This window comes from Mesorhizobium hunchu (genome assembly GCF_040081975.1).
In the GTDB taxonomy this organism is placed as follows: Bacteria; Pseudomonadota; Alphaproteobacteria; order Rhizobiales; family Rhizobiaceae; genus Mesorhizobium; species Mesorhizobium hunchu.
Genome location: NZ_JBEBMG010000008.1, coordinates 1 through 23,271 on the forward strand (window position 1 = coordinate 1; position 23,271 = coordinate 23,271).

Below are 23,271 nucleotides of genomic sequence, written 5' to 3' on the forward strand. Positions count from 1 at the left end.
CGAAAGCGTCCATCCTGTCCCATCCTTGCCTAATCGGGCTTCGCTTGCGGCCCAGGCGACTGTTCGGGTTCGATGGAACGGCGCACGACGACCCCTGCTCCCCACCGGGCTCTGCCGCCCAAAGGGTCCGCGGCCTCTCGTGCGCCACCGCTTCCCCAATCTTAGCAGATGCGGCACACGACAAGTTACAAGGGGATGGGGGTGCGCGCCGCTCATCCAGCCAGCCAGGGAGGGCGACTGACCTGACCGACCTCGTGGCTTCCGTCTTCGGCGACAGCACGCTGAGCCTGCTGGCTTTGCATCCGCCCGGCCGCGGCGCCTTCCTGCTGGCCGGCTTCCTCAACTCGGTGATGATCGCCGTCGGCGCCACCGTGCTCGGTCTGGCCATCGGCATCTGCGGAGCCTGGTGCAAGCTCTATGGCGGCCCCGTCGCGCGCGATCTGGCGGCCGTCTACACCACCATCGTGCGCGCGGTGCCGGAACTGGTGCTGATCCTGCTGCTTTATTTCGCCGGCACCGACCTTCTCAACCGGGCGCTTGTCGCCTTCGGCTACGCTGCGACCGACGTCAACGGCGTCGCGGCCGGCATCTTCGTGCTCGGCGTCGTGCAAGGCGCCTATTCGACCGAGGTGCTGCGCGGCGCGATCCTCGCCATCCCGCAGGGCCAGATCGAGGCCGCGCGCGCCTATGGCATGTCGCCGGGACTGCTGATGCGCCGCATCACGTTGCCGGCCATGCTGCCCTTCGCCATACCGGGTCTTGCCAATCTGTGGCTCATCGCCACCAAGGACACCGCGCTGCTGGCCATCGTCGGCGTCAACGAACTGACGCAGGTGACGCGTACCGCCGCCGGCGCCACCAAGGCCTACTTTACCTTCTTCATGGCGGCGGGCGCCATCTACCTGGCGCTGACGCTGTTCTCGAACACCATCATCGGCCGCATCGAGCGCTGGGCGCGGCGCGGCATGCCCTCGGTGGCGGAAGGCGCGCGATGACCGACGCCCTCATGAACGTCACGCCGCCGAAGCGCCGCGCAAACTGGCTGAAGCCGCATCGTGTCGTGCTCATACTGATCGCGCTGGCGATCGTGCTGGGATCCGCCTTCTTCCTGCGCTGGGATTGGCTGCCGCAATACCTGCCGTTGGCGATACAGGGCATCTGGCGCACGATCTGGTTATTGGTGGTCACCTCGGCGCTCGGCATCCTGCTCGCCGTTCCGCTGGGGCTCGCGCAGGCGGCCGGGCCGGTCTGGCTTTCCGCGCCGGCGAAGACGTTCTGCACCATCATCCGCGGCACGCCCCTGCTGCTGCAGCTTTGGCTGCTCTATTACGGCCTCGGTTCGCTGTTTCCGCAATTCCCCTGGATCCGCGAATCTTGGGCTTGGCCGTATCTGAGGCAGGCGTGGCCCTACGGCGTCTTGTCGCTGACCTTGTCCTACGCCGGCTACGAGGGCGAGGTGATGCGCGGCGCTTTCGCCGGTGTGCCGCGCGGGCAGTTGGAGGCCGCTCGCGCCTTCGGCATGAGCCGTTTCACCGCCTTCCGCCGCATCTGGCTGCCACAGGCCCTGCACCGCGCCCTGCCGACGCTGGCCGGCGAGACGGTGCTGCAACTGAAGGCCACGCCACTGGTGGCGACCATCACCATGATCGACATCTATGCGGTCGCCTCGCGGGTGCGGCAGGACCTGTTCGTCACCTACGAACCCTTGCTGCTGCTGGCCGCGGTCTATATGGCCATCACCGGGGTCATCGTCTTCCTGTTCCGCCGGCTGGAGGCCCGTATCCCGACGCGGATCGGCTAAAACAGTTCCGGAGCGGGTTTCGATTTCGGGATCGAAACAATGCAACTCAGTCTCGACCAGATTTCCGGGCTCTGCCGCATGGCCGCATTGGGTGCCGGCGCCGGCGAGGAGACGGCGGCGGCGCTCGCCGCTTCCGCCGTGGCCGCCGAGGCGGAGGGCAGCACAGCGCTCGGCCTGTCGCACTTCCTCGATTACCTCGAGGCGCTGGAGGACGGCCGCATCGACGGTAGGGCCGAGCCGGTCGTCACGCGCCCGGCGCTCACCATGTTCGCGTCGGACGCGAAAGGCGGCGCGGCACATACAGGTTTCGACCGTGCGTTCGACGACTTCGCCAAGGCGGCAAAGCTGTTCGGCGTGGCGATCTTCGCGCAGAAGAACGCCTATACCTGCGGAGCGCTGGGCTGGTTCACGAGGCGGCTGGCGGAACGCGGACTGGTGGCGCTCGCGGCCACCAACGGCCCGGCGCTGATGGCCGGCGCGGGCTCGATCAAGCCGGTCTACTGCACCAATCCGCTATCCTTCGCCGCTCCCCTGGGCGATGGCCCGCCGCTGGTCATCGACCAGGCCTCCAGCGCCACCGCTTTCGTCAATATCCGCAAGGCGGCCGAGGACGGCGATCCCATCCCCGAAGGCTGGGCGCTCGACGCGTCCGGCAACCCGACTACCGACCCTGCCGCCGCCATGAAGGGCGCGTTGCTCGCCTTCGGCGGCAACCGGGGCGCCAATATCGCGCTGATGGTGGAGATGCTGGCGGCGGGCGTGACCGGCGCCAACTGGTCGCTCGACGCGCCGTCCTTCATGCAAGGGGCCGAAAATCCTGGCACTGGGCTTTTCGTCGTCGCCATCGAGCCGAAACTGCTCGATCCCGATTTCGAGCGCCGCGCCGGCGAGCAGGTCGAGCGGTTGAGGCGCCGCTACGGCGTCCATAGTCCCGGCCGCGCCGGTGCCGAGGCAGCCGAGCAGGCTGCGGCGCACGGCGTCACGGTCTCACGCGAGGTGGTGCAGCGGATTTCGGACTATGCGTCGCGCTATGGCGGGTGAGGCTTTTAGTTCGAATCCTTCGCGAAGCCGACCGCTGCGCACTCCCACCCCTAACCCCTCCCCTCAAGGGAGGGCACTTTAGGGCAGCGTCGCAACCACCCATGTCTGCAATTTTGGAGGAAACGGCGATGTCGGAGTCTCCCCCTCCCCCTTGATGGGAGGGGTTAGGGGGGCGCCGCCGTTCGTGTCGTGCCGAGAACTGCAAGCATGGTCCAGCGGGGACACAGATGCGTTGCGTGAAAACTACAGCAGCCCCGCCTTCATCGCTTCCTGCCTGAGATTCTGGCGCGGGCGCGGGCCGACCTGCTGGATGACGAGGCCGGCGGCCAGCGACCCGAGGTTGCCACAGGTCTTGAGGTCCAGTCCTTGCGTATAGCCGTGCAGGAAGCCGGCGGCATAGAGGTCGCCCGCGCCAGTCGTGTCGACCAATTCGCGGATCGCGGTCGCCTCGATGGCGACGGTCTCGTCGCCGCGCACGATCACCGATCCCTTTTCCGATCGCGTCACGGCTGCCAGCCTGCAATCCTTGCGGATGGCGGCCAGCGCCTCGTCGAATGACGTGGTCTGGTAGAGCGACTTGATCTCGTGCGAATTGGCGAAGACGATGTCCACCGTGCCCGAGCGCATCAGCTCGAGGAATTCCTCGCGGTAGCGGTCGACGCAGAAGGAATCCGACAGCGTCATGGAAACCTCGCGACCGGCCGCGTGGGCGATGGCGGCGGCCTGGCGGATCGCCTCCTTGGCGCGCGGTGGATCCCACAGATAGCCCTCGAAATAGGTGACGGCGGCGCCTTCCACCTTGGACGGCTCGACGTCCTCCGGCCCGAGCTCCACGCAGGCGCCGAGATAGGTGTTCATCGAGCGCTCGCCGTCCGGCGTGACGAAGATCATCGAGCGCGCCGTCGGCGGTTCTCCATCCAGCGGCCTGGTGTCGAAGGCCACGCCCTGCGCGCGGATGTCGTGCGTGTAGATGTCGCCGAGATGATCCTTCGAGACTTTGCCGAAATAGGCCGCGCGCCCGCCGAAGGAGGCGACGCCGGCGGCCGTGTTTCCCGCCGATCCGCCAGAAGCCTCCAGCGCCGGCCCCATGCGCGAATAGAGCAGTTCGGCGCGCTGCGCGTCGATCAGGTTCATCGCGGCCTTGATGATGCCGTTGGTTTCCAGGAAACCCTCGTCGCACTGGGCGATGATGTCGACGATGGCGTTGCCGATGCACAGGACGTCGTATTGGCTCATTCGGCTTCCTTTAGGGCATTTTCGGGCGAAGTGAACGTCGGTTCGCGTGGAGGAAATGCGATGGACAAAGAGCTGGCCGGCGTTGCGCCGGCCGCGAGCGGTTCTAGCCGCTCCATCCGCTTTTGCAACCCTCGGGATTACCGCAGCAGGAAACCCATGCCGAGGTCGTCGCCGTCCTCCAGCGTGAACTCGGCCTTGCCCGAATAGAAGGCGCGGCCGCCGACGCGCGCGACGATCGCCTCGCGGTCGCCGGCTTTTGTCTGGCGTGCCACCGACCCGGTGAAGAGGGAGCCGGCTATGCTCTCGAAGGCGCGGGTCTCGCCGATCTTGATCTCGCCCTTGGCATGCATGGCCGCCAGCCGCGCGGTGACTCCCGAGCCTGTCGGGGACCTGTCCACCTCGGCGTCGGCGAAGACGCAGACGTTTCGGGTCGGCTCACCCTTGCCGTCGCCGCCGTCGGTCAGGATGGAGCCGTAGAGGAAGGCGAGGTCGGCATGGTCGGGATGCGACAGCGGGAACCCGGCCTTCAGCGCCTCGGTCAGCGCCGTCGCCGCATCGACGAAGTCGCGCACCCTGTCGCGGCCGAACGCCAGCCCGAACTGCCGGCAGTCGGCCAGCGCGTAGAACGCGCCGCCATAGGCCATGTCGAAACGGATGGCGCCGTGGCCTGGAAGATCGACGGTCCTGTCGCCGGCGAACAGGAAGGCCGGCACGCTCTCGAACGACACAGAGGCCGCCCTGCCGTCCTTTATCTCGACGGAGGCGACGACAAGGCCGCACGGCGCCTCGATGTTGACGGTCGTCACCGGCTCGACGGCTTGCACCAGCCCCTGGTCCACCGCATAGCGGCCGAGCGCGATGACGGCATGGCCGCACATGGTCGAATAGCCTTCATTGTGCATGAACAGCACGGCGAGGTCGGCGCCCGGCAGGTCCGGCTCGACCAGCAGCGCGCCGTACATGTCGTAATGCCCGCGCGGCTCGAACATCAGCAGCCTGCGCAGATGGTCGAGATTGTCTCTCACATAGGCGCGCTTTTGAAGGATCGTGCCCTTGGGGATCGGCGGATAGACGCCGGTGACGATCCGCACCGGCTCGCCGCCGGTGTGCATGTCGGTGACGGTCAGCGGGGCCATCATCTGGAGAACAGGCCCTGAAGCTCGCCGAACGGGAGCGCATCGTCCATGAAGGTGAAGGTTCCGCGGTCGAGGATTTCCCGGGCCGCGCGGTTGACGGCGCCGAACATCGCCTGCGTCAGCCGCGGCCCGAGCGAGATGCGCTTGATGCCGGCCTTCGCCAGCCGATCGATCGAGGCGTCGCGCGGCGCGATCACGCTGACCGGCTTGCCGACCGCTTGGCAGATCGTGGCAAGCGTCGCCTCGTCGGCGATGCCTGGCGCGAACAGCACGTCCGCGCCCGCCTTGTCGAAAGCCTGAAGGCGCCGGATCGTGTCGTCGATATCGGCGCGGCCGTGCAGGAAATTCTCGGCGCGCGCGGTGAAGACGAAATCGCGCTTCAGCGAGCGCGCCGCCTCCACCGCCGCCGCGACACGCTCGACGGCATGCGAAAAATCGTAGATCGGCCTGCCGTCGTCTCCGGAGAAATCCTCGATCGAGCAGCCGGCGAGGCCCGCAGCTTCGGCCGCGAAGATGGTTTCGGCAGCACTTGTCGCGCTGTCGCCTTTGCCCTTTTCGAGATCGGCGGACACAGGCACGCCGACCGCGGCCGCCATGTCCTTGCAATGGGCGATCATCGCCTCGAAGCCGACCGCGCCGTCGGCGAGGCCCTGTGAGAAGGCAAAGCCCGCGCTGCTGGTCGCCAGCGCCTTGAATCCTGCCTTCTCCAGCCAAAGCGCCGTGCCGATATCGGACGGATTCGGCATCACGAACGTCGCGGCATGGAGATCGCGAAAGGCTTTGCCCTCGTCCATGAAACGGCTCCTGTCGTCATCCTCTTCGGGTGCGTCGAAACGCGGTCGTTCCTAGGTTAGACGCCGGCCTCCGGCCGTGCAAACGAATGCCATTGGCTCAGATCACGCTCCTGTCAAAACAGGACCGCTGCCAAGCGCGGCATCGGCGCTTTCGATGTCAGGCCGCGAGCAGCGCCTCGGCGGTCCGCTCGTCGGTGATCAACCCGTTGACCAGATGACGCCTGACTGCTGCGAGGATGCCAGGGAGCTTGCGCTCGCCCATCGCCAGCGCGACCACCAGCGATTTCTCGCGTGACGGCAATGGTGCGGAAGCAACCCGTTCGTTGGTCATGTTCTCGATCAGCCGGCCCTCGCGATCGTAAACCCGACCGATGATCTCGGCGATCGCGCCGGCCTTCTGCAGCTCTTTCAGCTCGCTTTCCGAAATGAAGCCGTCCTCGTAGAGCGGCGCCTTCGGCCCGAGATCGCCGATGCCGACGAAAGCAACATCGGCCCGTGCGGCCAGTTCTAGGGTCGGCTGGATCATCGGTTGGGCAAGCAACGCATCACGCTCCTGGCGGGAGGAGGCGATCACCGGCAGCGGCATCGGGAAGGATCGCGCCTTGATGCGGTCGGCCATGGTGAAGATGACGTTGTAGAAGGCGGCCGAACCGTCCGGAGAGATGTTGCCCGTCAGCGACACGACCTTGTGCTGTGGGCATTCCATCGGCGGCAGTTGTTCGATCGCCGTCTTCAGTGTGCGGCCGGTGCCGATGGCGAGCACGACCGGCTCGGGCTTGCGCAGCCAGCGCTCGATCTCCGCCGCGGCTGCTTCCGCGACGCCGGTCGTGGTCGAGGACGAGCCTGGGTCGGAGGGCACCACCTCCGCCATGGCGAGCGAAAAACGCGTGCGCAGCCGCTCGGCGAGGTCCATGCAGTTGGCGATCGGATGATCGACACGTACGCGGATCAATCCTTCCGACATGGCCAGCGACACCAGCCTTTGCGCGGTCTGTCGCGAAATGCCGAGCTTGGCGGCGATCTGGTCCTGCGTATTGCCGGCGACGTAATAGAGCCAACCGGCGCGGGCGGCTTCGTCGCGCCGCGTGCTTGTGCTGTCCTGGCGTGCGTTCATGCCGCTTTATCCTCCAGCGCCTATTTCGCAGCAAATGCTGGAATGCGCAATTGTCTATCCAAAAGGGCAATTGTTCGCATGGATCGGGTATCGGGTTTTTGCCGAGGCGCGCAAGAGCTGTTTCAATTCGCCGCGCGAATGCTCTATGAGACGGTGTAGAGAATGAGCTGCTCCAGGAGGAGCGGCCCAAGGGAGTTGCGATGACGCCGAGAGCCGTTTTCTGGGACATGGACGGGACGCTGACCGACAGCGAGCCGCTGCACGACGCTGCCCTCGTTTCGGCCATGCGGAGCGTCGGCCTGACGCCGCCGTCCGATCTGCACGCGCGCGTTCTCGGCCAGACCGCCGCCTGCGTCTACGCAATGATGCGCGACGAGTTCGGCCTGGACATGCCGTTCGACCGCTGGATCGCGCTCAAATACGATTATTACCTTTCCCATGTGGATGGTCTGAAACCGAGACCGGGCGCGCTCGAGATTTTCCGCGAACTGAAGGCGCGCGGCGTCGCGCAGGCGGTCGTCTCCAATTCGGATCGGTTGATCGTCGACGCCAATCTGCGCGCCGTCAGCCTGTCCTATGCCGGCATGAAGACCGTCAGCCGCAACGATGTACGGGAGGGCAAGCCGCATCCCGAACCGTTCCTGCGCGCCGCATGGCTCGTCGGCGTCGATCCGGCCGACGCCGTTGCGATCGACGACAGCGTTACCGGGGCGAGCGCGGGCCTCGCCGCCGGGATGAAGACCGTGTTCTGGCCCGAGCGTTCCGGCATGAAGGGTCCCGACGGCGCTCTCGTCGCCGACAGCGCCGAACAACTGAGGGCCATGCTGGGCCTTTGAGGCGGGGTCTCGAAGACGGAACCGCTGCGCCATAGTCGAGGCCGTAGTCTCCCTTCGCTCTCCGGCATGATCGACACCGCCTCCAGTCCCTGCTGTCGCCGCCGGATCGCCAATGCGGGCGGTCCGTCCGGCCGAGTCAGGGAGAAAACCCTTCAATACCGAGAATGATGAAGCCGATGCCTATCAGGAGGCAGAGCGGCGAATAGAGACGCATGTCCAGCCGCGCGAAAGGCTGCTGGGGCGCAAGCGCCCGCCACCACGGCGTGAAGCCGGCAAGGCCGCGCCCAAGGAAAACGAGGCCGATCAGCACGGCGGTGGCCGCCAGCCCCGGCTGTGCGAACGGCGTGGCGAAGACGCCTTCCAGCGCCACCGGCCACAGCGTGGCGAGCGCCAGGCAGGCGGCCACCGCGAAGGCCGCAGCGGGCGAGGGCATCTCCTCAACGTCCTTGAAGCCGACGACGGCACGCGCGCAGGACGCCGGGTCGCGCCCCGGCCAGACGCCGCCGATCGCCCAGTAGACGTGCAGCGCGGTGATCAGGAGCAGGATCGTGGACAGGGCGTAGGCGAGTGCGGTCATGAACGGAACAATCTCGAATATCGTATTGCGGAGCATCGCCGCCATCACGGCGACAAGGATAGCTCGTTTCCGTCCCCTCCGGCAGTCAGAACCTGACGACCGCCTGTAACGGATTCGGGAGGTAGCGCGTGCAGCTTCGGTCGTGCTTGGCCCGCGGCCTCAGGCATGGTTGTGTCCGTAATGCGGGTCCCCCGGCAGGCGGCCGTGCGCATCGCGCTCGCCGTCTCCATGACGATGGTCATGGTGCCCGTGCCCATGATCGTGCCCATGTCCGTGGTCGTGCTCTGAATGGATGCGGCGCAACGGCTCGAAAGGCGTGGTGGTTTCATTCACCTCGGCGCCCAGTCCTTCCAGCATAGCCTTGATGGCCATCATTTCCTTGGGATGATCGCGCAGTATCAGGATGCGATCGGCGAAGATCGCCGCCGCGAGATGCCGGTTACCGACGTGCCAGGCGAGTTCGGCCAGATGGACGGCGTCGCCGGCGCGCACCTCCAGCACCTCTTCCTCCGCGGCCACGATCTCGACCTGCCGCCCGTCTTCCAGCACCAGCCGGTCGCCTTGGCCGAGCGTCGCCGGTTCGGTGAGATCGACGAGGATGCGCTCGCCGTTTTCCAGCGGCAGCGCGCGCCGGCGCAGGTGCCGCTCGTCATGCGCGAGAATGGCGCGGCCGGCGGGCGCGGTGCCGTCCGCCTCGGCGGCGCGCAGCATCGATGTCGCGCGCGGGAACTTGGTGAAGTCGGTCTGCATGGTGAATTTCAAGGGGAACTCCTCGGGCGGTCCGGTCGCCGCGGTTCAGATGATGGTGTCGAAAAGCCGGAATATCCACGAAATCTGGTAGATCAGCGCGCCCGTCACGAACAGGGCGTGATAGCGCCAGTCGCGAACGGCGATGGCCGCGATGCACAGCGCCACCATGACCGGCGTGCGCATCCAGTATTCGTTATCGAAGCGAGCGAAATAGTCCCGGCCCTTCAGCAGGGTATCGACGATATCGAGCAGGTAGGTCAGCGCCAGCAGGCCGAAGAACCAGGCCCGCCGCGCGTAGAAGAATTCCTCGTAGCCGCGATAGTCCAGCATGGAGTCGGGAAACAGCAGCGCGCACATCAGGAACAGCGTGATGGCGTAGAAGACGACGAAGACGTATTTGCCGAACGTCCAGTCGGTGACGACGTAGAGGTCGATCTCCCACCACCAGAAATGCACCAGCATCAGCAGCAGCATCGCCACCCAGGCGAGATGGATTGGATAGAGCGGATATTGTCTGGGATGCTGGATGATGCGCGCCACGCCCGAGAGCAGCCGCGTGACGCCGAGGCCGATCACCATGCCCATGACGATGCGGATATGCGGGAAGATGTCGTGGGCGGAGAGGGGCGCTTGGTCCATGCGTCGAGATCGCCGTCGCTGGCGATATTGTTGGTCAAGCGGACATTAGAACAGAAAAAACCGCCGCGCCATCGGCACCGTCGAGCGCCTGCCGATACCGGCGCGGGTGTTTCCATCGCGGTGCGGACCGGTCGGGAACTCCTAGAAGCTTTTGCCGTCGACTTTCTTCGGATCGAGCGCGTCGGGGTCGACCCCTTCGAGGGTGCGGGCGTTGACGGCGACCATCTTCCTGCCGTCCGGCGTCGTCGCGCGGGCGAACGACTGGATGCCGCAGACCTTGCAGAAAAGGTGATGGATGGTGTTGCGGTTGAACAGATATTCCGTCAGTTCGCCTTCGCCTGACATGAGCTCGAAACGGTCTTCCGGCGTGAAGGCCAGGATCGAGCCCAGCCGGCCGCAGCGCGAGCAGTTGCAGCTGACGGTCTCGTCGAGATCGACTGTCGCTTCGTAGCGGACCGCGCCGCACTGGCAGCTTCCCGAATAGGCTTTGGCGACCATCTTTTCCTCCTCGTCAATCGATCGTCACAGTCGTCGGCATGATCGCTCAGGAACCATGCCGGCGACAGGCCGTTTTTTCCCCGAACGCACGGATGTATTACCCGGCGAGCGAAAGGAGCAGATTCTTGACCGCCACCGCAAGACGAATTCTCACAGCGATCGTGCTGGCCGCTGCCAGCGCAGCGCCGGTTGGCGTCACCTCGGCGGTCGCGCAGAGCCTCGACGGCAAGACGGTCGACAACATCGTCGGCTCCGACGTCAAGCAAGACGAAGCGACGGCCTCGGCGAAAGAGGGCAGGGTGCTGGCGGCGATCGACCGGACGGCGGACAATATCGGCACCGTCCGCAAGACCTCGAATGTCGATCAGGTCGATATCGTCTTCCTCAGCGACACCGCGCGCAGCGAAGGCGGCCCGCCGCCGCGCATCGCCGAGAAGATCGAGGAGCATCGCGACGAAGTCGCCGAACTTCGCCAGGAGATCGAGGCCAATGCGCTGCTCTATCACGCCATCGATTCGCGCCGTGTGCTGATGGGTGACGTGCTTGCCGTCGAGTTCGAGGACGGGGCGCGGAAGGTGGTTGTCTACGCCGCCGCGAAGCCGACTCCGTAACGGCCGCGAAGGTGGGGTCTGCCGCTTCACTGCTTTTGTCGCCTGCCGGCGGCACCCTTGGCCTGCGTTTGCCGGAAAGCGACCGATAGGCTTTCGCGGACTTGCCTGCCGGGATTTCGGTTTCTATACAGGACTGGCCTGCCGGATGCAGCGTCGAGGGGGACGCCCGATCCGGAACGGGAATGGAGGCGGGGCGCCAGCGCGTCATCGACAGGAAGTTTGCGTCGGAAAGGGAGCGAATGGCTGACGAACTGGCACGGGACATCATCGCGAAGATCGCAGCGCATGCCGAGAACGGCGGCCAGGAGATCACCACGAGCACGGAACTGTCAGCGCTGGGCATTCATTCGCTGGAACTCACCGAGATCATCTTCGACCTCGAAGAGGCCTACGGCATCGAGATCGAGATGAACACGGTCGATGCCTGGAGCAATCTGAAGAACGTCGGCGACATCGTCGAAGCGGTACGCGCCCTGATCGCCAAGAAAGCCTGAGCCGCCCATGCGCCGGCGCGTCGTCATCACCGGCCTCGGCGGCATTTGCGGCCTGGGCGTCGACGTCGACGCCATCTGGCGGGAGATGCGGGCCGGCCGCTCGGCCATAGGCGAAATCACCACGACGCCCCTGCATGAACTCAAGGTCCGCGTCGGCGCAGAAATCAAGGCCCTGCCGGAGCACGGCATCGATCGCAAGCGGCTCGTCACCATGGACCGCTTCAGCCTGCTGGCCGTCATTGCGGCGGGCGAGGCGATCAGCCAGTCCGGCCTGACCGTCTCCGAAGACAATGAAAGGCGCGTCGGATCCGTGGTCGGAACCGGCATCTTCGGCGCCCGGACGACAGAGGAGAATTATCGCGGGCTGTTCATCGAGGGGCGCGGCCGCGCCGACGTGTTCTCCGTCCCGCGCATCATGCCCGGAGCCCCGGCTGGACAGGTCAGCATGAACTATCGCCTGCGCGGGCCGGTGTTCGGCGTCACCTCCGCCTGCGCTTCGGCCAATCACGCGATCGCGCTGGCCGCAGACCAGATCAGGCTCGGCCGCGCCGACGCCATGCTGGCCGGCGGCACCGACGCGCCGCTTGTCTATGGCGTGCTGAAGGGGTGGGAGGCACTTCGGGCGCTCGCCAGGGAAACCTGCCGGCCCTTCTCCGCCGACCGGGACGGGCTGGTGATCGGTGAAGGCGCCGGCATGGCGGTGCTGGAAACCTATGAACATGCGACGGCGCGGGGCGCGTCGATCCTGGCCGAGCTTGCAGGCGCCGGCATGTCGGGAGACGCCACCGATATCGTCGCACCGACGGTCGACGGGCCGGCCGCGGCGATGATGGCCTGCCTGGCCGACGCCGGGTTCAATCCCGAGGACGTCGACTATGTCAACGCGCACGGCACCGGCACCAAGGCCAACGACCAGATCGAGACGGCGGCGATCAAGCGGGTTTTCGGCGATCATGCCTACAAGCTGTCGGTGTCCTCGACCAAGTCGATGCACGCCCATTGCATGGGCGCGTCTGGCGGGCTGGAGATGATCGCCTGCGTCATGGCGATGCGCGACGGACTGGTTCCGCCCACGGCCAACTATCGCGAGCCCGACCCCGAATGCGACCTCGACGTGACGCCGAACGTTGCGCGCGAGCGGCCGGTGCGGACGGCGCTGAGCAACGCCTTCGCCTTCGGCGGCACCAACGCCGTGCTGGCGTTCAGGGCGGTTTGAGCGATCGTCGTCGATTGCCTCTCTTGAAGGGGACCAGTCGCCGCCTTAGCTTCTGCGTCCCGCCTTGAGTGCCGATTACCCTTTTCCAAGGACCGCCAGATGACCGACTTTTCCGACTTTCCGATCACGAAGCGCTGGCCGGTACGGCATCCCGACCGCCTGCAGCTCTATTCGGCGCCCACGCCGAACGGCGTGAAGGCATCGATCATGCTGGAGGAGATCGGCCTGCCCTACGAGGCGCACTACATCGACATCGGCAAGGACGAGAGCTGGACGCCCGAATTCCTGGCGCTCAATCCCAATGGCAAGATCCCGGCGATCCTTGATCCCGAAGGCCCGGGCGGCAAGCCGCTCGCTTTGTTCGAATCCGGGGCGATCCTGCTCTATCTGGCCGAGAAGACGGGCAAGCTTCTCCCGGGCGACGCGGCTGGGCGCTACGAGACCATCCAATGGGTGTTCTTCCAGATGGCCTTCATCGGACCGATGTTCGGCCAGCTGGGGTTCTTCCACAAGTTCGCCGGCCGCGAGATCGCCGACAAGCGGCCGCTGGACCGTTACCGCAAGGAGTCGCGCCGGCTCATCGGCGTTCTGGACGGCCGCCTAGATGGCCGCGACTGGATCATGGGAGACGACTACACCATCGCCGACGTTTCGATGCTCGGCTGGGTGCGCAACCTGATCGGCTTCTACGAGGCGCGCGACCTGGTCGGCTTCGACGATTTTCCGAAAGTCGCTGCATGGCTGGAACGTGGCCTGGCGCGTCCTGCCGTCCAGCGTGGGCTGGCCATCCCGGCAAAACCCTGATCTGCCACAACCTGGCTCGCCAATCTTGAGCGGCGGCCTATTTCGGCTTTGAACGGTCCTTCGGTCCCTTGACGGAGGAGGCCAGCGACGCCGCTCCCTTTGCCGCGACCACGACGGCGCCGGCGGCGACGTTCACTGCGGCTTTCGCGCCGCGCGCCACTTTCGTACCGATGGAATCGTCACCCGAGCCCACCCTGGCGGCGGGAGCCTTGCCCACGGACTTGCCGCCGTCTGCCTTCGCGGTGATCCTGGGCGCAGCCTTGACGGCAGCCGGGCTGACCTTCTTCGGCGCGGCCTTGCCGAAAGCCGGCTTCGCGTCCTTGGAACGTTCCGCTATGGCCGGACCCGCGCCGGCCTTCGCCTGTGTCATCTTGGCAGCCTTCGTTTTGGCGGAGCCGCTCTTGGTCGCCTTGGAGGCGCTCTTGCCTGCGCCGGGGGCGGGTTTCTTCGTCGTGCTTGCCATCGGAGTCCCTCGTTCGGGCAAAATCGCCGCTTCGCGATAACGATTCGAGGCGGCCGAGGTTCCTGACGCATATCTCCAGGAAGCGTTCACCGGTTCTGGATATAGATCAGCCATCTTCCACAATCAGGTCGGCCTCGCGCCGCCGGGCCAGAACCCGTTCGATGTTGGGCAGGTCGTTCGAGGCGATCCAGGCAAGCGCGTCGGCCTCGCTCTTGCCGTGATCGTGCCAGCGTTGCCGCAGCCGCCGTTCCAGTTCCGCGCGCGGCACGTCGATGAAGATGGTGAAGTCGAAAAGCGGCGCGAGCCGCGACCAGGGGTCCTCGTCGAGCAGAAGGTAATTGCCCTCGACCAGGATGAAGCGGGTATCGGAGCCGACGACCTCGGCGGCGGCGCGGGACAGCTCCATGTTGCGGTCGAAGACCGGGATGGCGATATCCGGCTCGCCGGCGTGGATGCGTTTCATCAGCGTCTCGAAGCCGGCGAAATCGAAGGTCTCGGGCGCCCCCTTGCGCCCGCGCAATCCGCGCCGCTCGAGGATGATGTCGTCGAAATGGAAGCCGTCCATCGCAACGACTTCGGCGCTGCCTTCGGGCAGCACGTCGCGCAAGGCGGCCGACAGGGTCGACTTGCCTGCCCCTGGCGGCCCGGCGATGGCGACCACGAAACGTCCGGCCTTGCCGGCGCGCTTGAAGATGGCTGCTGCGATATGGGCGATCTCTGACATGGCATCGTCTCCGCTCGCGCCATTCTGTCTTGGCGCGGCCGGAAGTTCAAATGGCGGATTTCATGTCTTCCGAAACCGCATGGGCGTTTGCCCGATTCCGCCGTCGCGCACCCCCACCCCTAACCCCTCCCCACAAGGGAGGGGGACTTTGCGGCCATGTTGCAACTCGCCAAGGCTGGAAATCTTTGTCGAAACGGCCGCGTCAGCGTCTCCCTCCCCCTTGTGGGGAGGGGACAGGGGTGGGGGTGCGCGACGGCAATATGGAAGAACTTTTAGTTTTCCACGCCCTTCAGGAAGCCGTCGGCGAACGGCAATTCGCGCGTGGTCCCGCCCTGCCAGCCCAGCCTGAGCTGTCCCGTCTCCACCGTCACCGTATCGGGCGGATCGCCGGCGGCGTCGGTCGCGCCGATCACCTGCCGGATCGCCACGCGTCGACCCTCGGCCAGTTCGAACGTCGTCGCGATGCCTTCGCGTTTCAGCCAGTTGTCGCCGATGGAGGCGGCATGACCGATCGCGGTGCGGCCGTCCTCGATGCCGATCACGCCGCGATGGCGGCCACTCCAGGGCGCGTAGTCGCGCCCGCCGTTGGAGATCCACAACATGGTGACCGGCAGCGTCGCCGGGTCCTTCAGCACCAGCACGACGTCGCGCTCGGCGCGCCGCGCCACCGCCGTCCAGCCGGGACCCGGATGATCGGCCTCGACGAGGGTGACGAAATCCTCGTGGCGCCGGTCCATGCAGTAATCGGTCAGGTCGATGGTGCTTCCGTCGGCCGCCGGAAACTCCGTCAGGTCCGGCGTGCATGCGGGATAGGCGAGCAGCGAGCGGCCGCGCGTGGGGTCCGGCTCCAGCGCCGTATCGGGCGTGGCGGCGAGCCGCTTCGGCGAGAAGGACAGGGTTCCACCCTCGCGCATGACCGTCATGGCGTGATGGGCGACGGGAATGGCGCCAGCGCCGCCGATGAAGGCGTGCTCCTGGTAGAGGAAAGGATGACCGTCGCGCAGCGTCAGGATTTTTTCGACGGTCGCGCCCATCACGGTGCGCCTGAGACGGAACCGCGCCCGCCTGCCAGCGTCTATTGCCGCCTCTTCCACGAGATCCCATGCGCTGTTCGCCGTCCAGCCGTGCAGCGGCGCAGCCTCCACATCCGCGGCCGAGAACGGCGCGCACAGGAAGTCGCCGGACAACCGAGTCACGCCGTCTGGCAGGCCGGGCGGCAGGCTTTCGGGTGGCTCATCGAGCCACGGTGCGTGGTGCAGCGGCCTCAGAGTCCGCTCCTCCGTCTCGATGGCGAGATCGGCCAGATGGCCGACGCTGCAATCTACCGAAACCGAGATTCCCTTTGCCCTGATGGTAACCGTTTCCATGCGCATCCTCGAATCGCCGCTGCCAGAAGACCTGCCCGCGATCCGGCGCGCAAGGGCCTGGACCATGCCTTGTTCCGGCGCGCCTCTTGCCAAGTCGCCCGGTTTCAGGGACAAGCCGATCATCGCGCATGGCCGGCATTTTCCGATTCCATGCCGAAACGTGCGGCTTCCGGCAATTGCCGACGCGCCGCGAGGACAGGCGAAATGGCTGTTGTCGATGCCGGCGTGCGAGCGCCGGCTTACCTTTGGCGCTCTGAAATCAAGGCGACGCTGGCGCTCGCCTGGCCCATGGTTTTGACCAATCTCGGCCAGACGGCCATGACCGCCACCGACGTCATGATGATGGGACGGCTGGGCTCGCATACGCTCGCCTCAGGCGCGCTGGGCTCCAACCTCTACTTCATGGTGATGATCTTCGGCCTCGGCCTGATGCTCGCCACCTCGCCGATGATGGCTGTCGAGCTTGGCCGCAGGCGCCATTCCGTGCGCGACATCCGCCGCACCGTCCGCCAGGGCCTGTGGCTGGCCGTCTTCGTCTGCGTCCCGATCTGGCTGTTCCTGTGGAACGGTGAGCGCATCCTCCTGCTGATCCGGCAGGAGCCGGCGCTTGCGCATCAGGCCGGCATCTATCTGCGCTGGCTGCAATGGGCGGTGCTGCCCTTCTATGGCTATATCGTTCTGCGCTCCTTCATCTCGGCGCTGGAGCGGCCGGGCTGGGCGCTGGTGATCGTGTTCGCGGCCGTGGCCGCCAACGCCTGCTTCAACTGGGTGTTCATGTTCGGCCATCTCGGCATGCCGGCCATGGGCATCGCCGGATCGGGCTTCGCCACCACGCTGTCGTCGACGCTGATGTTCCTCGGGCTCGTCGTCGTCGTGCTGACGGAGAAGCGGTTCCGCCGCTACGTGCTGTTCGGGCGCTTCTGGCGTCCGGACTGGCCGCGTTTCTGGGGTCTGCTCAGGCTCGGCCTGCCGATTGCCGGCATCCTTGCCTTCGAGGTGACGATCTTCAATGCAGCGGCGCTGCTGATGGGGCTGATCGGCGCCGACCAGCTGGCCGCCCACGCCATCGCCCTGCAGATATGCTCGATCACCTTCATGGTGCCGCTGGGGCTCAACCAGGCGGCGACGGTGCGCGTGGGCCTGGCCTACGGCGCGGGCGACGGCGAGGGCGTGACCCGCGCCGGCTGGACCGCCTTCTGTCTCGGCGTCTCCTTCATGGCGCTGATGGCGCTGGTCATGCTGTTGTGGCCGCGGCCGCTGATCGGCGCCTTCATCGACGTTGCCGACCCCGCCAACACGCGGGTCATCGCGTTTGCCGTCTCCTTCCTCGCCTTCGCCGCCCTGTTCCAGATATTCGACGGCGCGCAGGCGGTGGCTTCGGGCATGTTGCGCGGCCTGCACGACACGACCGTGCCGATGATCTACGCGGCGATCGGCTACTGGGGCATCGGCCTGCCGCTCGGCGCGCTGCTGGCCTTCCGTTTCGGCTTCGCCGGCACAGGCATCTGGATCGGCCTGGCGAGCGGGCTGGCGGCGGTGGCGGTGCTGCTTCTGGCGCGCTGGCTGCGCCGCGACCGGCTTGCCGCAGCACCCGTTTTCGGTTGAGCTATCGCTCGGAGCTCATCGCCCCGAGCAGCTTGCGGATGTCGCCGAAGGCGGCGATCAGGCCGAACACGACGGCCGCCACCGCGACGAAGAACACCGAGACCGACGCCATCGTCGGCGTGTAGCCGTAGCGTAGCGCGTTGAATATCTTGATCGGTAGCGTCTCGGTGGTGAAGCCGATCGTCATGTAGGCGACGATGTATTCGTTGAGCGACAGCACGAAGGCGAAGGCGTAGCCGGAGACGAGGTAGGGCAGGATCAGCGGCAGCACCACGGTGCGCGCCACAGTGCGGTCGTCCGCGCCCATCGTGGCGGCCGCCTCGACCAGCGAGCGGTCGATGGACGCGAAGCCGAGCGACAGTGTCACCAGCGGCAGGGTGACGAAGAAGATCGCGTGGCTGACGATGGCCGTGAAGAACTGGCCGAACAGGCCGAGCGTCGCCCAGAACGACAGGAAGCCGAGCGCGGTGATGACCGGAGGCAGGATGAACGGCGCGAGCCCGAGGACCCGGAAGACGTTCGTCCACGGTGCGATGCGCCGCCACAGGAACCAGGCGAGCGGCAGCGCGATCGCCACCGCCAGCGCCGCCGAGCAGACCGCCAGCGTCAGCGAATGGAACAGCGCCGCGCGCCATTCCGGGTCGGTGAAGATCTGCGCGTACCAGGAAAGCGAGAACCCTTTCGGCGGGAAGGTCAGATCCTGCTTCTCGTTGACCGAGACGCCGGCCACGACGATCAGCGGCGCCGCGAGGAATAGCGCGACGGTGAGAAAATAAAGGCGGCGCAGCCAGGTCATGCCGCGTTCTCCCGGCGGCCGACGAGCAGGGTGAGACCGACCAGCGCGAGCGAGATCAGCACCAGGAACACCGCCATCGCCGCCGCGAAGGGCATGTTCGACTGATAGATCGCCTGGTCGGTGATCAGCACCGACAGCGTCCATTGCTGGGGCCGGCCGAGGATCTGCGGCAGCAGGTAGGAGCCGAGCGCGAAGACGAAGACCATGATCAGCGTCGCCACGATGGTGTTGCGCAGCGCCGGCACGACGACGTTGAGGAACGCGCGAACGGGAGACGCGCCCAAGGTCCGCGCGGCCTCGGTCAGCGTCGGGTCGAGCCGCACCAGCGCGGGATAGAGCACCAGGATCGTATAGGGCAGCGCCTGATAGACCATGCCGGTCAGCACCGCGCCGAGCGAAGGCAGCAGTGCCACCGGCTGGTCCATCAGCCCGACCGCGACCAGCAGGTTGGTGATGCCGGCCGTGCGCGACAGCAGCGTCGACCACGAAAAGCCGATGATGACCTCCGACAGCGACAGCACCGACATCAGCCCGACCAGCCACACGACCTGCACCCTGCGCGGGCGCTTGGTCAGGAGATAGGTGAAGGGGAATGCGATGACGACGCAGCAAACGGCCACTCCGACGGCCAGCATCAGCGAGAAACCGAGCACCTCGCCGAAGAAGGCGGACAGGAACCGCTCGTAATTGTCGATGACGAAGTCCGGCTTGTAGAAGCCGGCCGGGTCGCGCTTGAAGAATGAAACCGCCACCATGGTCGAGAACGGCACCACGAAGAAGACGACGAGCATCAGCGCCGGAAAGGCCAGCGGCGCATAGTCGGCAGCGCTGCGCGGCGGCTCGCGTCTCATGGGAGGCAATCCCCTCTTCTTTCGCCCCGTTTACGGTAAGGCAATCGCATATGGCGCTCCACCCCCACCCCTAACCCCTCCCCACAAGGGGGAGGGGGACTCTTGCGGCAGCGCCACGACATAGAAACCTTGGCAATTTCGCACGCAAAGGCGGCGGCAGCCTCCCCCTCCCCCTCCCCCTTGTGGGGAGGGGTTAGGGGTGGGGGTGTGCGGCGGCCGGAATGGGGGACATTCCATATGCAATCGCCCTGCCGTGAACGGGGCGAAGACAGCCCTTTACCGCCGCCGCTCATGCCTTCACCACAACGCAGCTTTCGGCTGGCAGCAGCACGCCGACCGTCTGCCCGACCTGCACTTGCGGCCGCTCGCGTGGGGTCGCGACGGCGGTGATCGTCGCCCCGCCGGCCTCGACGAAGGTTTCGATGGTGCCGCCAAGGTCGCGCACGAAGGTCACCGTGCCGTCGAGCGTGCCCTGGCGCGGCGCCGTCAGGCGTATGTCCTCCGGGCGGATGGAGACCGAGGCCTTCGCCATACCGGACGGCAGCGACAGGTCGGCCACGGCCGCGCCGAGCACTGTCACTCGTCCCGCGCTGTCCAGTTCGGCCGGCAACAGGTTGGTGATACCGATGAAGTCGGCGACGAAGGCGTCAGCCGGCTTGCGATAGATCTCGATCGGGGAAGCGGCCTGCAGGATCCTGCCCTTGCCCATCACGACGACGAGGTCGGCCATCGTCATCGCTTCGCGCTGGTCGTGGGTGACGACGATGGTGGTGACGCCGAGCCGCTGCTGCAACTGCCTCAGTTCCACCTGCATGGCCTCGCGCAGCTTGGCGTCCAGCGCCGAAAGCGGCTCGTCGAGCAGGAACAGCTTCGGCGACAGCGCCAGCGCGCGGGCGATCGCGACACGCTGGCGCTGGCCGCCGGACAGTTGCGTCACCGGCCGGTTGGCGAAACCGGGCAGATGGATCATCGCCAGGAGTTCGTCCACGCGCTTGCGCTGCGCCTCCTTCGATGCGCCGCGGATGCGCAGCGCATAGGCGATGTTCTGCCCCACGGTGAGGTGCGGGAACAACGCCAGCGACTGGAACACCATGCCGAGGTCGCGCTTATGGGTCGGCAGCGCCGTCATGTTCACGCCGTCGAGCGCGATCGAGCCGGCGCTCGGCTCCTCCAGACCCGCGATCATGCGAAGCAGCGTTGTCTTGCCGCAGCCGGACGGGCCGAGCAGGCACACGAACGTGCCGTGCGGGACGGCGAGCGTGACGTCATCGACGGCGGTGAAGTCGCCGAAGCGTTTGGTGACGGCGTTGATGGACAGGCCGGACATCTATGATCCTCGGACTACCCGCCGCTTCGCGGCAGGGCAATTGCATATGCCGCTGCACCCCACCCCTAACCCCTCCCTCCTTGGGAAGAGGAGGACTTTGAGGCGATCCTACAGCATGCCGACATAAACGATTCTATGTGGACCGCTGACGCCGGCGTCTCCCTCCCCCTTGTGGGGAGGGGACAGGGGTGGGGGTATCAGCCGCAATTTCACTCGAAATTGTCATATGATCCGCCTGCCATGCAGGGGGAAGGCGACTGCTCACCCGACGATCAGTTCAGTCCACTTCTGGTTAATCTCGTCGGCCTTCGACGTATAGAGGTCGTAGCGCGGGATGATCGGCTCGATATCCGAGGACACCGCCGCGAATTCCTCCGGCTTCAGGTCGAGCACGTCCTTCTTCAGGGTCGGCTGGGTGCCGACCTTGCGCGACATCAGCCCCTGGATCGACGGCTGGCTCATATAGTCGATGAAGGCGTGTGCCTCGTCGACCTTCTTGGAAGCGCGCGACAGGCACCAGTTGCCCGAATCCTGGATGCCGCCTTCTTTCGGGAAGGTCGAGCGCACATGGAAGCCGTCGGCGACGGCCAGCCCGGTGACGTCGTGATAATACTGGCCCATCGGGATTTCGCCCGATTTCAGCGCCTGCTCGAACTGCGCCTCGTCGCGATACCAGAGCCGCACGTTCGGCTTCACCTCGGCGAGCTTGGCGAAGGCCTTGTCCAATCCCTCGTCGGTGCTCAGCGCATCGGTGCCGCCCATGAACGTCTTGGCCGTCACTTCCAGCAGGAAGGAGTTGGAGGCGAGCGCCAGCAGGCCGAGCTTGTCCTTCTTGTCGTCCTCCCACAGCGCCGCCCAGGAGGTCGGCGCCTCCTTGAAGACGTCGGTGTTGGAGACCAGCGTGATCCACCATGCCACCGCGCCGATGCCGGCGACGCGCCCGTCCGGATATTTGTTGACGAAGCGCGGCAGCAGGTCGCCGTAGTGCTTGAACTTCGAGGTGTCGAGCGGCGTCCACAGTTCCGTCGACTGGCCCTTCAGCGTCGTCGTCTGCGACATCATGGAAAGGTCGGCCGGCGCCTGTCCTGCCTTGGCCGCCTGTTCGAGCTGCACCAGCCAGGCTTCGCCCGTCGGCTCGGCCACCGATTCGACGGCGATGCCGGTCGCCTTGGTGAATTCGGGAAAGATGTGGGTGTCGAACGACTTCTTGAAATAGCCGCCATAGACGCCGACCTTGAGCGACTTGTCCTGCGCCCTCAGCACCGCAGGCATGGCGAGCATGCCTGCGGCAGCGATTCCGACGCCGAGCGCGGTTCTGCGGCTGAGCTTGCGCTGCATGAATTGTGTCATTGCCGTTCTCCTTGCAGTCCGGTCTTTGCCGGGTTCCCGTTTGTTGCAGTCTATCCTTTTTTTCGCGTCAGCGTGCCTTCGCTTTCAGCGCCGGGCTGAACACCATAAGGCTGAGGATTTCGAAAAGCATCTGCGCGCCGGCCTGCGCCGTGTTCGTGGTGGCGTCGTATTGCGGCGCGACCTCGACGACATCGCCGCCGATAATGTTCAACCCCTTCAGTCCGCGCAGCAGGTCGAGCGCCTCGCGCGTCGTCAACCCGCCGATTTCCGGGGTGCCGGTGCCCGGCGCGAAGGCGGGGTCGAGGCTGTCTATGTCGAAGGAGAGATAGGTCGGCCCGTCTCCGACGATCGCGCGTGCCTTCTCGATGATTGCGGGGATGCCCATGCCGGTGATCTCCTCGGCATGGATCACCGTCATGCCGGATTCGTAGGAGAACTCCCACAGATATTCCGAAGCGCCGCGAATGCCGATCTGGATGGTGCGGGTCGGGTCCAGCACGCCGTCGAGCACGGCGTTGCGGAACGGTCCGCCGTGATGGAACTTGGTCTGGTCGAACGCGCCGCCGGTGTCGCAGTGCGCGTCGATATGGATCATGCCGACGGGGCCTTGCCTGCCGACCGCCTTGAGGATCGGATGGGTGATCGAATGGTCCCCGCCGACCGACAGCGGGACGACGCCGGCATCGACGATCTGGGTCAGCCGCTTCTCGATGTCCTCATGGCTGAGTTCCAGCCGGTAGCGGCTGCGGAACGGCACGTCGCCGATGTCGGCGACCTTGAGCTCATAGGTCGGCGCGCAGTCGAGTACGTGGTTGTAGGGACCGATGCGCTCGATGGCGCGCAGGGCGCGCGGCCCGAAACGCGAGCCGTTACGGTTGGTCACGCCGAGGTCCATCGGCACGCCTATGATCGCCACCTGCAGATCGCCGAAATCGGGGTTTTCGGCGGCGACCTCGCGCAGCGGCGCGGCGAGGAAGGTCGGAATGCCGGAGTAGGGCGCGACGCGCGTGCCGCTCTTGGAGAATATCTTGTCGGCGACCCGGCGGAACTTCGGGTCGAACAACTCGCCGCCGTGGCTCTCGCCATATTTGGCCCGCAGCGCCTCGAGCTTGGAGTCGTCGAAGTCCATACGCAATTCCTCCACGCAAAGCCGCCTGCGTCCGATGACGATATCCGTGGCCCGCCGGCAATTATTCCGTCTTTATGCTTGTTTTCCCGGATTTTCGGAGAGGCGAAGTGGA

At 66.0% G+C, this 23,271-nt stretch carries 25 protein-coding genes; 9 read left to right on the plus strand and 16 right to left on the minus strand.

Features of this window, described 5'->3' with window-relative positions; genetic code table 11:
• Positions 1 to 296 precede the first annotated feature (296 nt).
• Genes ABMA46_RS14820 through ABMA46_RS14830 form a run of 3 tightly spaced genes read left to right on the plus strand, consistent with a single transcriptional unit; the run spans position 297 to position 2,842 of the window.
• Positions 297 to 995, plus strand: coding sequence for an ABC transporter permease (locus tag ABMA46_RS14820; RefSeq protein ID WP_425475760.1), 699 nt, complete (start codon positions 297 to 299; stop codon positions 993 to 995).
• A complete protein-coding gene (locus tag ABMA46_RS14825) occupies positions 992 to 1,801 on the plus strand; it encodes an ABC transporter permease (protein ID WP_349000435.1) in 810 nt (269 codons plus the stop codon). The genes ABMA46_RS14820 and ABMA46_RS14825 overlap by 4 nt, the downstream gene beginning before the upstream one ends.
• A gap of 39 nt (positions 1,802 to 1,840) precedes the next feature.
• Complete coding sequence (locus ABMA46_RS14830) at positions 1,841 to 2,842, plus strand: Ldh family oxidoreductase (protein WP_349000437.1); 1,002 nt, start codon at positions 1,841 to 1,843, stop codon at positions 2,840 to 2,842.
• A 243-nt stretch (positions 2,843 to 3,085) separates the two neighbouring features.
• On the opposite strand, the gene ABMA46_RS14835 is transcribed toward ABMA46_RS14830, so the two are convergent.
• The 4 genes from ABMA46_RS14835 to ABMA46_RS14850 all read right to left on the minus strand — a co-directional run bounded on the left by ABMA46_RS14835 (position 3,086) and on the right by ABMA46_RS14850 (position 7,122).
• Entirely contained in the window at positions 3,086 to 4,078 is a 993-nt protein-coding gene (locus ABMA46_RS14835; protein WP_349000439.1) for an adenosine kinase, read from the minus strand.
• 137 nt (positions 4,079 to 4,215) lie between these two features.
• The gene (locus ABMA46_RS14840) at positions 4,216 to 5,217 is read right to left on the minus strand and encodes a proline racemase family protein (protein ID WP_349000440.1); all 1,002 of its coding nucleotides are present in this window, start codon (positions 5,215 to 5,217) and stop codon (positions 4,216 to 4,218) included.
• A complete protein-coding gene (locus ABMA46_RS14845) occupies positions 5,214 to 6,008 on the minus strand; it encodes an isocitrate lyase/PEP mutase family protein (protein WP_349000442.1) in 795 nt (264 codons plus the stop codon). Before ABMA46_RS14845 ends, ABMA46_RS14840 begins: the two co-directional genes overlap by 4 nt.
• A 157-nt stretch (positions 6,009 to 6,165) precedes the next feature.
• The gene (locus ABMA46_RS14850; protein WP_349000444.1) at positions 6,166 to 7,122 is read right to left on the minus strand and encodes a sugar-binding transcriptional regulator; all 957 of its coding nucleotides are present in this window, start codon (positions 7,120 to 7,122) and stop codon (positions 6,166 to 6,168) included.
• Positions 7,123 to 7,322: 200 nt separating this feature from the next.
• On the opposite strand from ABMA46_RS14850, the gene ABMA46_RS14855 reads away from it, so the two are divergent.
• On the plus strand, positions 7,323 to 7,958 hold the full coding sequence (locus ABMA46_RS14855) for an HAD family hydrolase (RefSeq protein ID WP_349000446.1): 636 nt from the start codon (positions 7,323 to 7,325) through the stop codon (positions 7,956 to 7,958).
• A 136-nt stretch (positions 7,959 to 8,094) separates the two neighbouring features.
• Here ABMA46_RS14855 and ABMA46_RS14860 read toward each other — a convergent pair whose 3' ends face one another.
• From ABMA46_RS14860 to ABMA46_RS14875, 4 genes are all read right to left on the minus strand, one after another.
• Positions 8,095 to 8,535 carry a DUF3995 domain-containing protein gene (locus tag ABMA46_RS14860; RefSeq protein ID WP_349000448.1) on the minus strand — a complete coding sequence of 147 codons (441 nt, stop codon included), beginning with the start codon at positions 8,533 to 8,535 and terminating at the stop codon, positions 8,095 to 8,097.
• A gap of 159 nt (positions 8,536 to 8,694) precedes the next feature.
• On the minus strand, positions 8,695 to 9,297 hold the full coding sequence (locus ABMA46_RS14865; RefSeq protein WP_349000450.1) for an urease accessory protein UreE: 603 nt from the start codon (positions 9,295 to 9,297) through the stop codon (positions 8,695 to 8,697).
• 33 nt (positions 9,298 to 9,330) lie between these two features.
• On the minus strand, positions 9,331 to 9,924 hold the full coding sequence (locus ABMA46_RS14870) for a hypothetical protein (protein WP_349000451.1): 594 nt from the start codon (positions 9,922 to 9,924) through the stop codon (positions 9,331 to 9,333).
• Between the two features lie 141 nt (positions 9,925 to 10,065).
• A complete protein-coding gene (locus tag ABMA46_RS14875; protein ID WP_349000453.1) occupies positions 10,066 to 10,422 on the minus strand; it encodes a GFA family protein in 357 nt (118 codons plus the stop codon).
• A gap of 125 nt (positions 10,423 to 10,547) precedes the next feature.
• Here ABMA46_RS14875 and ABMA46_RS14880 point away from each other — a divergent pair, with 125 nt between their 5' ends.
• The 4 genes from ABMA46_RS14880 (at position 10,548) to ABMA46_RS14895 (ending at position 13,547) form a co-directional block, all read left to right on the plus strand.
• Positions 10,548 to 11,033: a hypothetical protein gene (locus ABMA46_RS14880; RefSeq protein ID WP_349000455.1), complete on the plus strand. Its 486-nt coding sequence runs from the start codon at positions 10,548 to 10,550 to the stop codon at positions 11,031 to 11,033.
• 239 nt (positions 11,034 to 11,272) lie between these two features.
• Positions 11,273 to 11,527, plus strand: a complete 255-nt coding sequence (locus tag ABMA46_RS14885) for an acyl carrier protein (RefSeq protein WP_349000456.1) — start codon at positions 11,273 to 11,275, stop codon at positions 11,525 to 11,527.
• Positions 11,528 to 11,534: 7 nt separating this feature from the next.
• A complete protein-coding gene (locus ABMA46_RS14890; protein ID WP_349000457.1) occupies positions 11,535 to 12,743 on the plus strand; it encodes a beta-ketoacyl-[acyl-carrier-protein] synthase family protein in 1,209 nt (402 codons plus the stop codon).
• Positions 12,744 to 12,842: 99 nt separating this feature from the next.
• Positions 12,843 to 13,547: a glutathione S-transferase N-terminal domain-containing protein gene (locus ABMA46_RS14895; RefSeq protein ID WP_349000459.1), complete on the plus strand. Its 705-nt coding sequence runs from the start codon at positions 12,843 to 12,845 to the stop codon at positions 13,545 to 13,547.
• Positions 13,548 to 13,584: 37 nt separating this feature from the next.
• On the opposite strand, the gene ABMA46_RS14900 is transcribed toward ABMA46_RS14895, so the two are convergent.
• The 3 genes from ABMA46_RS14900 to ABMA46_RS14910 all read right to left on the minus strand — a co-directional run bounded on the left by ABMA46_RS14900 (position 13,585) and on the right by ABMA46_RS14910 (position 16,101).
• Complete coding sequence (locus ABMA46_RS14900; RefSeq protein WP_349000460.1) at positions 13,585 to 14,010, minus strand: hypothetical protein; 426 nt, start codon at positions 14,008 to 14,010, stop codon at positions 13,585 to 13,587.
• A 106-nt stretch (positions 14,011 to 14,116) separates the two neighbouring features.
• Complete coding sequence (locus tag ABMA46_RS14905; protein ID WP_349000462.1) at positions 14,117 to 14,734, minus strand: nucleoside triphosphate hydrolase; 618 nt, start codon at positions 14,732 to 14,734, stop codon at positions 14,117 to 14,119.
• Between the two features lie 272 nt (positions 14,735 to 15,006).
• On the minus strand, positions 15,007 to 16,101 hold the full coding sequence (locus ABMA46_RS14910; RefSeq protein WP_349000464.1) for a hypothetical protein: 1,095 nt from the start codon (positions 16,099 to 16,101) through the stop codon (positions 15,007 to 15,009).
• A gap of 204 nt (positions 16,102 to 16,305) precedes the next feature.
• On the opposite strand from ABMA46_RS14910, the gene ABMA46_RS14915 reads away from it, so the two are divergent.
• On the plus strand, positions 16,306 to 17,706 hold the full coding sequence (locus ABMA46_RS14915) for an MATE family efflux transporter (RefSeq protein WP_349000465.1): 1,401 nt from the start codon (positions 16,306 to 16,308) through the stop codon (positions 17,704 to 17,706).
• Between the two features lies 1 nt (position 17,707).
• Here the strand turns inward: ABMA46_RS14915 and ABMA46_RS14920 are convergent, their stop codons facing one another.
• The 5 genes from ABMA46_RS14920 to speB all read right to left on the minus strand — a co-directional run bounded on the left by ABMA46_RS14920 (position 17,708) and on the right by speB (position 23,159).
• Positions 17,708 to 18,502, minus strand: a complete 795-nt coding sequence (locus tag ABMA46_RS14920; protein WP_349000466.1) for an ABC transporter permease — start codon at positions 18,500 to 18,502, stop codon at positions 17,708 to 17,710.
• On the minus strand, positions 18,499 to 19,353 hold the full coding sequence (locus ABMA46_RS14925; protein WP_349000467.1) for an ABC transporter permease: 855 nt from the start codon (positions 19,351 to 19,353) through the stop codon (positions 18,499 to 18,501). Before ABMA46_RS14925 ends, ABMA46_RS14920 begins: the two co-directional genes overlap by 4 nt.
• Positions 19,354 to 19,642: 289 nt before the next feature.
• Entirely contained in the window at positions 19,643 to 20,680 is a 1,038-nt protein-coding gene (locus ABMA46_RS14930; RefSeq protein ID WP_349000469.1) for an ABC transporter ATP-binding protein, read from the minus strand.
• 261 nt (positions 20,681 to 20,941) lie between these two features.
• Positions 20,942 to 22,030: an ABC transporter substrate-binding protein gene (locus tag ABMA46_RS14935; RefSeq protein ID WP_349000470.1), complete on the minus strand. Its 1,089-nt coding sequence runs from the start codon at positions 22,028 to 22,030 to the stop codon at positions 20,942 to 20,944.
• 67 nt (positions 22,031 to 22,097) lie between these two features.
• Positions 22,098 to 23,159, minus strand: a complete 1,062-nt coding sequence (gene speB / locus ABMA46_RS14940; protein WP_349000471.1) for an agmatinase — start codon at positions 23,157 to 23,159, stop codon at positions 22,098 to 22,100.
• Positions 23,160 to 23,271 lie beyond the last annotated feature (112 nt).